This window comes from Nonomuraea sp. NPDC048901 (assembly GCF_040649695.1).
GTDB lineage: Bacteria > Actinomycetota > Actinomycetes > Streptosporangiales > Streptosporangiaceae > Nonomuraea.
Map to the genome: position 1 here is coordinate 134,523 of NZ_JBEZFW010000010.1, position 12,440 is coordinate 146,962.

Genomic DNA, 12,440 nt, shown 5'->3' on the forward strand with positions numbered 1-12,440 from the left:
GGTTCCGACCCGACCGTTTAGGATCCGACCGGCTCGGTCGTACGAGTGCGTAGCGCGGTCGCGGCCAGCGCCACGAACGCGGCCAGCAGCGCCGGTACGGCCAGTGCCCGCGGCAGCCCGGAGAGTTCGGCGATGCCCCCGATGAGCACCGGCCCGGACAGGAACCCCAGATAGCCGATGCTCGCCACCCTCGCCAGCGCCCGCCCCGCGAACGCCGGGTCACGATGCCCGGCGGCGGAGAACACCTGCGGCACGATGCACGACAACCCCGCCCCGAAGCACCCGAACCCGGCCACCGCCGCCACCGGATGCCCGATCGTCAGGGCCAGTCCCAGCCCGGCGGCGGCCAGCAGCCCGCACCCGCGCACCAGCGCCACCGGCCCGAAGCGGGCGGCCAGCCGGTCCCCGGCCAGGCGTCCCGCCGTCATCATGATGGAGAACGCCGCATATCCCGCCGCCGCGAACCCCGCGGACGCGGCCAGGTCCTCCCGCAGGTAGACCGAGCTCCAGTCGGCCGCCGCGCCCTCGCCCACTAGGCAGCAGAAAGCCAGCACGCCGAGGAAGAGGATGCCCTTGGGCAGCCCCGGGCGTACTCCGTCGGCCGAGATCACCGGGGCAGGGCGGGAGCGTAGCGCCCAGGCCGCCGCCCACGCGGCCAGGAGCGCGATCACCGCCCCGACGGACAGGAACGTGACGGCGGGGGAGAGCGCCAGGTGCGCGAACAGTCCGCCGACCGCGGCGCCGGCGAACCCGCCGATGCTGAACACCGCGTGGAAGGACGACATGATCGGCCGTCCCCAGGCGCGTTCCACCTCCACCGCGTTGGCGTTCATCGAGACGTCCAGCACCCCGTGCACCACGCCGAACCCGAACAGCGCCGCGGCCAGCGTGCCCAGGTTCGCGGCGTAGGCGGGCAGGACGAGCACGACTCCCTGGAGCAGCGCGGCCGGGATCATGACGCGGCTGCTGCCGTAGCGGTCGACGAGGCGGCCGACCGCCTGCATGCCCACCACCGCTCCGGCGGCGATGGCCAGCAGCGCCAGGCTCAGCCGCCCGTCGCTCAGCCCGAGGTTCTCCTTGATGGCCGGAATCCGGGCCGTCCAGGTGCCCACGGCGGCCCCGGCGAGGAAGAACAGCAGATAAACGGCGACCCGGGCGCGGCTCACGGCGACTCCTGAGCGAGACGGGCGGTGACTCGGGCGCGGTTCAACGGCGACTCCTGGACGAGACGGACGGCTACTCGGGGCCGCTTCACTGGGACTCCTGTACGAGGCGGACGGCGACCCCGGCGGCCGCCAGGGCGTCGTGCTGCTCGCGCGGAATGCCGTCGTCGGTCACCACCACGTCGAGCCGCGAGATCGGGCAGACCGCGCCGAACGCCGTCCTGGCGAACTTGCCCGAGTCGCACGCCACGATCACCCGCCTGGCGGCGGCGATGGCGGCCTGCTTGACGGCCACCTCCGGCAGGTCGTGGGCGGTCAGCCCGTGCTCGGCGGACAGTCCGCAGCAGCCGATCACCGCCGTGTCGAAGCGCAGGGCCTTGATGGAGGTCTCGGTCAGGGGGCCCATGAAGTTCAGCTCGCCCTGCCGTACCTCTCCGCCGGGCAGCACCAGACGTACGCGCGGCGCCGCGGCCAGCAGTGACACCGACTGGAGCGCCAGCGGCAGCACGGTGAGCCGGCGGTCCAGCAGCGCGCGCGCCACTTCCAGCGCGGTCGTGCCACCGTCGAGCAGCACCGCCTCGCCGTCGGCGATCAGCCCGGCCACCTCGGCGCCGATCCGCTGCTTGGTCTCGACCGCCTCGCGCTCCCGCACCCCGAACGGCGGCTCCTCGCCGCGCAGCAGCAGCGACAGAGCGCCGCCTCTGACCCGGCGGAGTACGCCCTGCTGGGCCAGCTCGTCCAGATCGCGGCGGATCGTCATCTCCGACACGCCGTGCTCGGCGGCCAGCTCGGCGACCGAGACGCTGTCGTGGGTGCGGAGGGCGTTCATGATGGACATCACACGTTCCATGTGTTCATACAAACACGAATAATGTGCGCAATACAATGGGGGTCATGCGTGCCAGCCGTCTGCTCTCCCTCCTGCTGCTCCTGCAGGCGCGCGGCCGGATGACCGCCACCGACCTGGCCGCGGAGCTGGAGGTGTCGGTCAGGACCGTCTATCGCGACGTCGAGGCGCTGTCGGCCGCCGGCGTTCCGGTCTACGCCGATCGCGGTCCGGCGGGCGGCTACCAACTGCTCGACGGCTACCGCACCCGGCTGACCGGGCTGACGGCAGAGGAGGCGTCGTCGCTGTTCCTGGCCGGCCTTCCCGGGCCCGCGGCCGAGCTGGGGCTGTCGGAGGTGGTGGCGAGCGCGGAGCTGAAACTGCTGGCCGCGCTGCCGCCCGAGCCGCGCTCGCACGCCTCCCGGATGCGCGAGCGCTTCCTGATGGACGTACCCGGCTGGTACCGCGACGCGGACGACGTGCCGCACCTCAGCGAGGTGGCCGCGGCGGTCTGGGAGCAGCGGCGGCTGCGGATGACCTACCGGCGCTGGGGCCAACAGGACGTCGAGCGGGAGGTGAACCCCTACGGGCTCGTGCTCAAGGGCGGCTCCTGGTACCTGATCGCCGCCCCCGACGGGCAGACGCCGCGCACCTACCGGGTGGCGCGCATTCTGACGCTGGAGACCCTGCCCGGCGGGTTCGACCGGCCCGAGGGCTTCGACCTCGGCGACTTCTGGCAGGACTATTCGCGCGAGTTCCGCGAACGCATGTACACCGCCGAGGCCGTCATCAAGGTCGCCCCCGGCACCGACAGCCTGCTCGCGTACACGATGGGCAACGACGTCGTCACCGCCGCGCTGGCCGAGGGCGGCGAGCCGGACGCGGAGGGCTGGCGCACGCTCACCGTACCGATCGAGTCGCTCACGCACGCCCGCTGGCTGCTGCTGCGGCTCGGGGCGAGCGTCGAGGTGCTCGGACCGCCCGAACTGCGCGCGCTGATGGCCGAGGCGATCGCGGAGCTCGGAAAAATCTACGGCTGAATCCGGGAGATTCTGCCACGATGCCCCACATGTATCTCATCGCATTCGTTGGCGCGTGCATCTTGGTGGCGATGGTTCCGGGGGTGAGTACCGCGATCATTCTCAGACAGACCCTGCGGGCCGGGCGCGGTTCCGGCCTGGCCGCCACCCTGGGCAACGAGGCCGGCATCCTGATCTGGGGGCTGGCCGCCGCGTTCGGCCTGTCGGCGCTGGTGCTGGCCTCGCAGGTGGCCTACGACGTGATGCGCGTCGCGGGCGCGGTGCTGCTGGTCGTGATGGGCGCGCAGTCGCTCTGGCAGGCCCGCCGCAAGGACGCGCCGCCGGTCGAGGTGGACGCGGTCAGCGGGCGGCGCAGGTCGTTCCTGGCCGGATTCGGGACCTGCCTGGCCAACCCGAAGGCGGCGGTGTTCGCGATGTCGTTCCTGCCGCAGTTCGTGCCGCGCGGGCAGAACGTCCCGCTCACCCTGGTCACGCTCGCCGTCGTCTGGGTGCTCGTGGACCTGCTCTGGTACGGCCTGCTCATCTGGACCGTCGCCAAGGCCAAGGCGTTTCTGGGCCGCCCGGCGGTCAGGCGGCGGTTGGAGCAGATCTCCGGCGTCGTCCTCATCGGCCTCGGCCTGAGGCTCGTCCTGGATTCGCGATGACGGCCCGCTGGACTACGTTAAGGGGATGACGAACGACCTGGCGACGCTGATGCGGCAGGCGCAGGACGAGGATCCGCTGCGGGCGCTGCAGGCCACCACTGCCTTGCGGCACGAACTCGAGCGCATGGAGGCGGTGCAGGTGCGCCGGGCCAGGGTGGCCGGGCTACCGTGGGCGCAGATCGCCAACGCGATCGGGGTGAGCAAGCAGGCCGTGCACAAGAAGTACGGCAGGGGCTAGCGTTCGGCTCCTCAGCGTGCGCGCCATTTGTCGAGGAGCTGGGGCAACTCCCGCTCCACGAACTCGAAGTAGTCGCGCATTCTGGCCAGGTTCGCGCCGGCCACGGTGCCGTCGCCGCCGACCGCCTCGACCGCGGCCGACGCCTCGCCGGTGATCTGCCGGAAGATCGGCATCTTGGTCAGCGTGAGCTCGTACCAGGCGTCGTCGGGCAGGCGGTAGACGTCGCGGCGGGATCCGGGCACCGGCTCGCGCACCACCAGGTGCATCTGCGTGAGCAGACGCACCGCGCCGGATATGGCGGCCGGGCTGACGCCGAGCCGCTCACCGAGCTCGGCGGCCGTCAGCGTCCGCTCCTCGGCCGCCATCATCGTGAACAGCACCCGCGCGGCCATGGGCGGCAAGCCCCAGTCGGAGAAGATCCGCGCCATCCGCTCGACCGTGTGGCGCACGGCCTCCTCGTCACGACTCACACGCGGATTCTACGGGCTTCACAAACGGGCGAAACTTCCCGCGTGTTTGCGCAGGGTGAGGGCGGCGAGGATCACCCTCACCGCTTCCGGCCCCTCGTCGCAGCCGAATGCGGAGGGTGCGCCCGTCAGTCAGGGGCCTTCACGGTGGCGATGCCGAGCGTGCTGGTCATCGGGAGAATGCCCGCCTCGAAGACGGCTCCCAGGACGGGCTGGATGAGCTGAGCCAGCCGATCGGCGCGCTGCTCGCCCAGCTGCCGCCACGGCTCGGCGGCCAGGTCGTCGGTCATCCGCTCGACCTGGTCGCGCAGCGCCCGGCCCTGGTCGGTGGCCTGGCCCTCGGTGTCCACCAGGCCGCGCCCGGCCAGCCGGTCCTGGGCGCCGGCCCACTCGCTCTCGCTCCAGCCGCGCCCGGCGAAGTTGGCCACCGGGGCGCCGCCGACCGCGGCCAAGGAGACCAGCGACTCGCACGGGTCCAGCTCCGCCGCCTGCAGTGCCACCAGGTGGCCGTCGCCGCGGTGCTCACGCAGCACGGTGGCGGCGTGCCAGAGCGCCAGGTGCGGCTCATCGGGCCAGGACAGGTCCAGGTTGGCCGCGGCGAACGGCCGTCCGCCCACCGTCACGCTCTCCGCCACCCGCCGGGCCAGCTCGGCGGCCTCGCCGAGCGCCCCGACCCCGTCGCCGAGCAGGGTCCGATAGGTACGGTCCACGGCCCGATGGCGGGCGCGCAGCACCTCTGCGGGACTCGCGGTGTCCCAGACGGCCGGAACGTGTTCGGCGATCGTCCGCGGGCTGAAGCTGTAGTAGGTGGCGAAGGCCAGGTTCGTGCCCGCGCGGCCCAACGGCGCGGTGCGGTAGGCGAAGTAGCTCGGCCAGCGCGACTCCACGTCGTAGCCGATCGCCGCCGCCTCCTCGAAGGCCTGCGGGGAGAAGTACAGCGCCGCGTGGATCGGCTCCAACTGGTGCCACATGCGCCGGGCGAGTCTGCCATCGATGGACATGCCGATTCCTCACTGTCTAGGTAAGCTATGACAGTGACGATAGACTCCTGGCGCATCACTGGTCAAACGCAAATAGACAGTTATGTTGGCCGGTGGGTGGAGCTCGCCGTCCTCCTGGTGAACGTACTGGCCGTGGGCGAGGCGCATGGGCGCGATCTTGAGCCGCCGGCCGGCGGGGCCGCGCGCCGTGCCGCCGTACTCGATGCCACGGCCCGCCTCGAGCGGCCGCCCGCCGGGGCGCTGACCGCCGCCGACGCCGACCACCTGGCGGAGGTGGCCGCCGAGCTGCGGCCCGTCTTCGGCGGCGGTCCCGATTCCGTCGCGTCGCTCAACGCGCTGCTGGTACGGTACGCGGCCGTCGCCCACCTGAGCGGAGAGCCGCCCATGCTGGCCTTCCACCAGCCGGGAGCCTCACTGGTCGACGCGTGGGCCGCCGACATCGGCACGGCGCTGGCCATGGTGATCGGGGTGGGGCAGGGGGTACGGCTCCGGTCGTGCGAGGCGGAGGGGTGTTCGCTGGTCTTCTTCGACGTGACGCGTAACGCCTCGCGGCGGTTCTGCGGGCTGTCGTGCCAGAACCGCGCCAAGGCCAGCGCGTATCGCGCCCGGCGGCGGACCTAGGGTAGCCATGGTTTCCCGGGTGGTTTGTCACGTAACCGGGCTCCATCCGTGTGACGGTCCGTGGTGGCTGGTGTCCTTTTGGAGGGATACCCCCTTCGGGGGGTGGAGAGAGGGCGGTCCGTCGGGGCGGAGGTCCTATGGAGGGACATCCTCTTCAGGGGGTGGAAGAAGGTGGTCCCTCGGGGCAGAGGCCCATGGAAGGGCACCCCCTTCGGGGGAGGAAGGAAGAACGGAGCCAGGGCTGGGGGAGTGGCGGGCCAAGCGAGGGCTTGGCTTGGGGGGTAGGCAGGTGTGGCGGGGAGGCTACCGGCGGTTGAGTGCGAGGGGTAGCACGACGTGGTCCACGAGGCGCCGGGCCAGCTCGCTGTCGACGGGCTCGCCGCTCACCAGCGCGCGGAAGAACAGGACCGCCGGGCCCACCTGCCACAGCAGGTCGGTGTCGGCGCTGCGGGACAGCTCGCCCCTGGTCCAGGCCCGCTCGAACACCTCCAGCGTCAACCGGCGGCGCGTCGCGACGTAGTTCTGCTGCACCGCGCGCGCCAGGTCGGCGTTGTGCAGGATCTCCCCGACCAGCCCGGCGACGACGTCGCTCAGCCGGGCCAGCTCGCCCACCAGCGACTCCATCAGCCCGAGCAGATCGGCCCGCAGCTCACCCGTGTCGGGCGCCACCGGCGTGGTGGAGACGGCGTTGACGAATGCCGCGACCACCAATTCCGCCTTGGACGGCCAGCGCCGGTAGACGGTGTGCTTGCCCGCCTTCGCGCGTGCGGCCACGGCGTCGATGGTCAGCCGGTCGTAGCCGGTTTCGCGCAGCACATCGAGCACGACGCCGAGCAGTTCGGCCTCGCGCGCCGGCCCGCCCCGCAAGGGCGTCACGGACATGACTTCAAGAGTAGGCGTCAGCGCTGCCAGACTGTCAGGTCCATAGTGATGTAGTTGCTGTCACCCTCGCTGACCTTCGTCACCTTGACGAGGCCGATCGTGTTCTGGCCGAAGACGCACACGAGCCTGCCTTCGGCCTGGTCGGGTTCGTAGGTGCTCATGTACTTGGTGTTGTCGACGCGCGCCTGATGAGTGCCGGTCTGTCTGGAGTCGAGCACGGCCATCTTGTCCGCGGCGAGGCCGGCGGCGCCGTATCTGACGTCGTCCTCGTTCTCCGTCGGGTGGGCGGGTGCCTGTCCGGTGACCGTGACGATCGCGGCGGGCTGGGCGAGCGGAGTGCCGTCGGCGGCGCCCGGCCTGATCAGCCCGGCCGTGGCGGCCGTCGCGACCACCGCGGCGGCCACGGCCGCCCCCGCCACGACGCCGAGCCCGAACGTGTGCCGCGTGCGCCAGACCTCCCAGCGCGAACACGTCGGCGGCGGAGCCCAGCGATTGCCAACATCTCTTCGCGAAGAACTCTTTGCGAAGAGATGTTGGCAATCTAGGGTGGGGGCATGACGTCAGTCGTAGTTCTCGATGCCAAGGGCTTGCGGGCCCTCGCTCACCCGGTGCGGGTGGAGCTGGTCCAGTTGCTGCGCAAGTACGGTCCTTCGACGGCCACCCGGCTGGCCGAGCGCCTCGGCGTCAACTCCGGTACGGCCAGCTACCACCTGCGCAGGCTGGCGGCGGCGGGCTTCGTCGAGGAGGACGCCGAACGCGGGAACGCGCGGGAGCGGTGGTGGCGCGCGGTGCACGAGGTGACCCGGCTGACCTCCAGCGACGTGGCCAGGCAGGAGCCCGAGGCGCTGATGGCGTACCTGCGCTCCGTGGCCGCCGCGCACAGCCTGCTGACACAGCGCGCGCTGAACGAACTGCAGACCATGCCCCGCCCCTGGTTCGATGCCTTCGACATCAGCCACTGGGCGCTCCGTCTCACCCCGGAAGAGGCGGAGCGGATGCGTGAGGAGCTGCTGTCCGTGATCGACCGTTACCGGCGCGACGCGTCCGAGCAGACGGCCGAGGGTGCCGAGCGCGTGTCGCTGGTCATGCACCTGCTGCCGGAGCCGGACGGATCGGAGGTGGATCCGTCATGACTCCTCCTGCGACCGGACGGTCCTTACGCCCGCTGGCCGGTGTTCTGGCCGCCATGGCGATGTCGCTGACCGGCACCCGGGTGTCGGCCATCGCGCTGCCGTGGTTCGTGCTCGTCACGACCGGCAGCGCCGCCATGACCGGGCTCGTGGCCTTCTGCGAGATGGCGCCGTACGTCCTGGTCAAGCTGCTCGCGGGGCCGCTGGTCGATCACCTGGGCCCGCGCCGGGTCTCGTGGGTCGCCGACGTGGTGAGCGCCGCCGGAGCCGGGGCCGTGGCTCTGCTGCACGCGCTCGACCTGCTGGCCTTCCCGGCGTTGCTCGGGCTGGTGGCACTGATCGGCGCGGCTCGTGGGCCCGGCGATCTGGCCAAGGAGATCATGGTGCCGGAGGCGGCCGAACGTGGCCGGATACCGCTGGAGCGGGCCGCCGCCCTGTCGGGCGTGACCGAACGGCTGGCCGCCACCTTGGGTCCGGCGATGGGCGGGGCGCTGGTGGCGCTGGCCGGTCCGCTGGTGGGGCTGGCGCTCAGCGGGGCCTGCTTCGCGCTCGGCTCCGTCGTCATCGTGTGGGCGCTGCCACGCACCCAGGCACGGTACGCGGGCGCCCCGATCCCCGCCCCGGTGCTGGAGGCGGGGGGCTACTGGCGGCGATTCGCCGAGGGGGTCGCCTTTCTGCGGGCCGAGCCGATGCTGCTGGCCCTCACCCTCATGGTCGCCGTGACGAACCTGCTGGACGCCGCGTTCGCCCAGGTACTCGTGCCGGTGTGGGCCCGGGAGTCCGGCCATGGCCCGGCCGTGATCGGGCTGAACAGCGCCGCCATGGGATTGGCCGCGGTCGGCGGGAGCCTGGTGGCCGCCGCGGTGGCGCACCGGATGCGGCGGCGGGCGGTGTTCTTCGTGGCCTTCCTGGTGGCGGGGCCGCCGAGGTTCCTGGTCCTGGCGATGGACGCGCCGGTGTGGGTGATGCTGGTCGTGTTCGCGGTGAGCGGGCTCGGCTGCGGGCTCATCAACCCGATTCTGGGCGCCATCCTCTTCGAGCGGGTGCCGCGACGGCTGCTGGGGCGGGTCAACGCGCTGGGAGACTCGCTGGCCTGGGCCGGGATTCCGCTGGGCGGGCTCATGGCCGGCGCGGCGGTGGCCGCCGCCGGACTGTCGCCGGTGCTGGTCGCGTGCGGGGCGGCCTACTTCCTCACCATCGGGCTGACCGGGTTGCGCCGTGAATGGCGGCAGATGGACCAGCCCCGTGGCGTGGGCTCGCCCTCCGCGCCGGCATCAGCCGAAAGCATCGGTACGAAGAGCAGTCGCAGCCCATGACCGGACGGGGGAAGCCCGCCCCGACGGCCTGTCCGGTGAGCACTAATCTGTGGACGTGTCCTCCTACCTCACTCTCAGCGCCGCCATCGAGCACGAGACGGAGGCCCGCCGCTCCCGTTTCGTCTGCGCGCTCGCCCCGGCGAGGACGCCCGCGGAAGCCTCGGCCTTCATCGCCGAACGCCGTCACCTGCACCCGAGCGCCTCCCACAACTGCACGGCCTACGTGATCGGCGACGACCGGAAGGGCGACGACGACGGCGAACCAGGCGGCACGGCGGGCACCCCCATGCTCCAGGCCCTGACCGGCAGAGGCTTCAACGATGTGGTGGCGGTGGTGACCCGCTACTTCGGCGGCACCCTTCTGGGCGCCGGTGGCCTGGTCCGCGCCTACAGCTCCGCGGTGACGGAGACCCTGGACCAGGCGGTACCGATCCGCATGATCCCGGCGACGCTCTTCGAGGTGACAGTGGCCCACGACCAGGCGGGCCGCATAGAGAACGACCTACGGGCATCGAGACACCCCATCAGGGAGGTGTCCTACGGCAGCAAGGTCGTCTTCACAGTGGCGGTGGGGGACGACGAGACGGCCGCCTTCACGGACTGGCTGGCCACCCTGACGGCGGGCAGGGCTCAGGTGACACCGGGCAACAGAATCCACGTAGCCGGTTAAGAATGCGGCCGTAACGGCGGCCGGCCCTGTGCGGGCTCAGCGGCCGTGTCCCTGGAGGCCCTCAGCCACGTACGGCGGGTGGGTCTTCCCAGGCTTGCCGTAACAAAAAATTAGACCGTAACAAGAAACCAGCACGTCATCCCTCGAGGGCGTACTGCATGACGCGGAACTTCGCTTGCGCCTCGGCGAGTTCGGAGCTCGGGTCGGAGTCGCCCATGATGCCGGCGCCCGCGAACAGCCGCGCCCGGCGCCCCCGGACGATCCCCGACCGCAGCGCGATCCCCCACTCCCCGTCCCCGTGCGCGTCGATCCACCCGACCGGACCCGCGTAGCCCGCGCGGTCCATCCCCTCCAGCTCCCGGATCACCTTGATGGCGGTGTCGGTGGGCGTGCCGCCCACGGCCGCGGTCGGGTGCATGGCGGCGACCACGTCGAGCACCGACGCGCCGTCGGCCAGGCGCCCGGTCACGTGGCTGGCCAGGTGCTGGACGTTGGGCAGCATGAGCAGTTCAGGCTCGTCGGGCGTCTGCAGCGACGAGCACAGCGGGGCGAGCGTCTCGCGTACGGACGCGATCGCGCACTCGTGCTCGTGCCGGTCCTTGGCCGAGGCGAACAGCGCCGCGCCGCGCGCCAGGTCGTCGGCCGGACCGGTGCCGCGGGGCGTGGTGCCGGCCAGGACGAGCGACTCGATCTCCTTGCCGGTGCGCCGGATGAGCAGCTCGGGGGTGGCGCCGACCAGGCCGGCGACGGAGAAGGTGTAGCAGTCGGGATAGCGCTGTGCGAGGCGGTCGAGCAGGAGGCGTACGTCGATCGGCCGCTCGGCCGTGGCGATCAGGTCGCGGGCCAGGACGACCTTCTCCAGCTCGCCCTCGCGGATGCGCCGGGTGGCCTGGGCGACGACATGCTCCCATTCGGGGGCGGACAGGCTGCCGTCGCCGTAACTGATGCGGCCCGGATCGCGTACGGGCGTGAGGGGTTCGAGGCGCGCGTCGCCGATGGTGGTGAGCCAGGCGCGGCCGGCACGCCGGGCGAGCACGGCCTGCGGCACGACGAGGACGGAGCCGGCGGCGTTCTCGTCGAAGGTGAAGGAGCCGAAGGCGACGGGCCCGACGCCGGGCATGCCACCGGGGCCGTCGAAATAGCCGTCCATGTGGGCGTCGCCGAACAGGTCGGCGAGCCACCGGCTCGCCCAGGCGAACCGGTCGGGACCTGCGGGAACGGCCACCCGTGCGGCCTCACCCCAGCCGACGAGTCCTTCGCCGTGCCGGATCCAGGCATAGGGGGCGGCGGTCCGGGGCAGGGAGGCCAGCAGGTCACCGGGGTCACCTATGGGGGCGGTGCGAACCGGTAGCGGGCGGGTGGTTCCGAGCGCGACACTCACCCAGACACTCTATGCGGGAACTGAACACGTTCGACTGGGACCCCCGTGAATGACCGGTTACGGTCAATGAACCCAGATAAAGGGGGAACCCGCATGATATTCGGAGCATCCTCATCGGATGAGGACTGTCAAGCAGCGATATGAACACGGTCCCGAGATGGCAGATGTTGCCTTGACGACATAGTCGGCCTCCGCGCCCATCCCTACTTTGGGCCGCATGATCACTCGTCTCGCACCCCTCTTCGCCGCTGCCCTCGTTCTTCTCGGTTCCGGTACGGCACACGCGTCGTCCTCGGCGGAGCCTGTCCCGGAGGCCATGGCGGCGTTGGGAGACTCGATCTCGGCGGGGTTCAACGCGTGCGGCTGGTACGTCTCGTGCACCTCCCGCTCCTGGTCGGCGGGGGACAACGCCGAGGTGACCAGCCACTACCTGCGGCTGGCCGGGCTGAGCCGGACGATCACGGGGCACAACCGCAACTTCGCGGTGCCCGGGTCGACGAGCGCGGACCTGATGGGTCAGGTGAAGCAGGCGATCACCGCCAAGGCGACATACGTCACAATCCTTATCGGCGCTCAGGACGCCTGCAAGCCGGCGGAGAAGGACATGACGCCCGTAAGCGTCTACCGGCAGCGGCTCGACGCGGCTCTGGCGGAGTTGCGGGCCGGGGTGCCGGGGGTCAGGGTGTTCTTCGCCAGCATTCCCGACCTGCGCCGGTTGTGGCAGGTCGGCAAGAGCAACGCGCTGGCGCGCACGTTCTGGACGCTCGGCCGGATCTGCCCCACGATGCTGGCCTCCCCTTCGTCGGCCAAGCCCGCGGACGTGGCGCGGCGGGCCCGGGTGCGGGCGCGCGTGATGGCCTACAACCACGAGGCCGCCGAGGCGTGCGCGACGCTGGGGACCGCGTGCCGTACGGACGGGGGCGCGGTGTTCGCCTACCCGTTCACGCTCGACCACATCAGCAAGTGGGACTATTTCCACCCCAACCCCCAGGGGCAGCGGGCCCTGGCCCAGCTGACGTTCAAGAACGGCTTCGAGTGGATCGACGTGCTCTGAGCGGCGC

Annotated in this window: 15 protein-coding genes; 8 read left to right on the forward strand and 7 right to left on the reverse strand. The window is 71.5% G+C overall.

The window, feature by feature from the left end; genetic code table 11:
• Positions 1-17 precede the first annotated feature (17 nt).
• Together AB0C30_RS32530 and AB0C30_RS32535 are read right to left on the reverse strand one after the other, a co-directional pair.
• The gene (locus AB0C30_RS32530; protein WP_357951829.1) at positions 18-1,166 is read right to left on the reverse strand and encodes an MFS transporter; all 1,149 of its coding nucleotides are present in this window, start codon (positions 1,164-1,166) and stop codon (positions 18-20) included.
• Positions 1,167-1,251: 85 nt separating this feature from the next.
• Complete coding sequence (locus AB0C30_RS32535; protein ID WP_357951830.1) at positions 1,252-2,013, reverse strand: DeoR/GlpR family DNA-binding transcription regulator; 762 nt, start codon at positions 2,011-2,013, stop codon at positions 1,252-1,254.
• A gap of 44 nt (positions 2,014-2,057) precedes the next feature.
• Between AB0C30_RS32535 and AB0C30_RS32540 the strand changes: the two genes are divergently transcribed.
• The 3 genes from AB0C30_RS32540 (at position 2,058) to AB0C30_RS32550 (ending at position 3,911) form a co-directional block, all read left to right on the forward strand.
• A complete protein-coding gene (locus AB0C30_RS32540) occupies positions 2,058-3,029 on the forward strand; it encodes a YafY family protein (RefSeq protein WP_357951832.1) in 972 nt (323 codons plus the stop codon).
• Between the two features lie 71 nt (positions 3,030-3,100).
• Complete coding sequence (locus tag AB0C30_RS32545) at positions 3,101-3,673, forward strand: LysE family translocator (RefSeq protein WP_357952189.1); 573 nt, start codon at positions 3,101-3,103, stop codon at positions 3,671-3,673.
• Between the two features lie 25 nt (positions 3,674-3,698).
• The gene (locus tag AB0C30_RS32550; RefSeq protein WP_225291204.1) at positions 3,699-3,911 is read left to right on the forward strand and encodes a hypothetical protein; all 213 of its coding nucleotides are present in this window, start codon (positions 3,699-3,701) and stop codon (positions 3,909-3,911) included.
• 11 nt (positions 3,912-3,922) lie between these two features.
• Here the strand turns inward: AB0C30_RS32550 and AB0C30_RS32555 are convergent, their stop codons facing one another.
• Together AB0C30_RS32555 and AB0C30_RS32560 are read right to left on the reverse strand one after the other, a co-directional pair.
• The gene (locus AB0C30_RS32555) at positions 3,923-4,381 is read right to left on the reverse strand and encodes a MarR family transcriptional regulator (RefSeq protein WP_357951833.1); all 459 of its coding nucleotides are present in this window, start codon (positions 4,379-4,381) and stop codon (positions 3,923-3,925) included.
• Between the two features lie 125 nt (positions 4,382-4,506).
• Entirely contained in the window at positions 4,507-5,379 is an 873-nt protein-coding gene (locus tag AB0C30_RS32560; protein WP_357951835.1) for a hypothetical protein, read from the reverse strand.
• A gap of 96 nt (positions 5,380-5,475) precedes the next feature.
• Here AB0C30_RS32560 and AB0C30_RS32565 point away from each other — a divergent pair, with 96 nt between their 5' ends.
• Complete coding sequence (locus AB0C30_RS32565) at positions 5,476-6,000, forward strand: CGNR zinc finger domain-containing protein (protein ID WP_357951837.1); 525 nt, start codon at positions 5,476-5,478, stop codon at positions 5,998-6,000.
• Positions 6,001-6,303: 303 nt separating this feature from the next.
• Here AB0C30_RS32565 and AB0C30_RS32570 read toward each other — a convergent pair whose 3' ends face one another.
• Positions 6,304-6,882: a TetR/AcrR family transcriptional regulator gene (locus tag AB0C30_RS32570; RefSeq protein WP_357951839.1), complete on the reverse strand. Its 579-nt coding sequence runs from the start codon at positions 6,880-6,882 to the stop codon at positions 6,304-6,306.
• 17 nt (positions 6,883-6,899) lie between these two features.
• Positions 6,900-7,301 (reverse strand): hypothetical protein, encoded by a 402-nt coding sequence (locus tag AB0C30_RS32575; protein ID WP_357951841.1) that lies wholly within the window; start codon positions 7,299-7,301, stop codon positions 6,900-6,902.
• A 135-nt stretch (positions 7,302-7,436) separates the two neighbouring features.
• On the opposite strand from AB0C30_RS32575, the gene AB0C30_RS32580 reads away from it, so the two are divergent.
• The 3 genes from AB0C30_RS32580 to AB0C30_RS32590 are packed head-to-tail and all read left to right on the forward strand — an operon-like array spanning position 7,437 to position 9,998.
• Positions 7,437-8,015, forward strand: coding sequence for a helix-turn-helix domain-containing protein (locus AB0C30_RS32580; RefSeq protein ID WP_357951843.1), 579 nt, complete (start codon positions 7,437-7,439; stop codon positions 8,013-8,015).
• A complete protein-coding gene (locus AB0C30_RS32585) occupies positions 8,012-9,328 on the forward strand; it encodes an MFS transporter (RefSeq protein WP_357951845.1) in 1,317 nt (438 codons plus the stop codon). The genes AB0C30_RS32580 and AB0C30_RS32585 overlap by 4 nt, the downstream gene beginning before the upstream one ends.
• A 55-nt stretch (positions 9,329-9,383) precedes the next feature.
• The gene (locus AB0C30_RS32590) at positions 9,384-9,998 is read left to right on the forward strand and encodes a YigZ family protein (protein WP_357951847.1); all 615 of its coding nucleotides are present in this window, start codon (positions 9,384-9,386) and stop codon (positions 9,996-9,998) included.
• A 136-nt stretch (positions 9,999-10,134) separates the two neighbouring features.
• On the opposite strand, the gene AB0C30_RS32595 is transcribed toward AB0C30_RS32590, so the two are convergent.
• Positions 10,135-11,379, reverse strand: a complete 1,245-nt coding sequence (locus AB0C30_RS32595; RefSeq protein ID WP_357951849.1) for an isochorismate synthase — start codon at positions 11,377-11,379, stop codon at positions 10,135-10,137.
• A 217-nt stretch (positions 11,380-11,596) separates the two neighbouring features.
• On the opposite strand from AB0C30_RS32595, the gene AB0C30_RS32600 reads away from it, so the two are divergent.
• The gene (locus AB0C30_RS32600) at positions 11,597-12,433 is read left to right on the forward strand and encodes an SGNH/GDSL hydrolase family protein (RefSeq protein ID WP_357951851.1); all 837 of its coding nucleotides are present in this window, start codon (positions 11,597-11,599) and stop codon (positions 12,431-12,433) included.
• Positions 12,434-12,440: the final 7 nt, after the last annotated feature.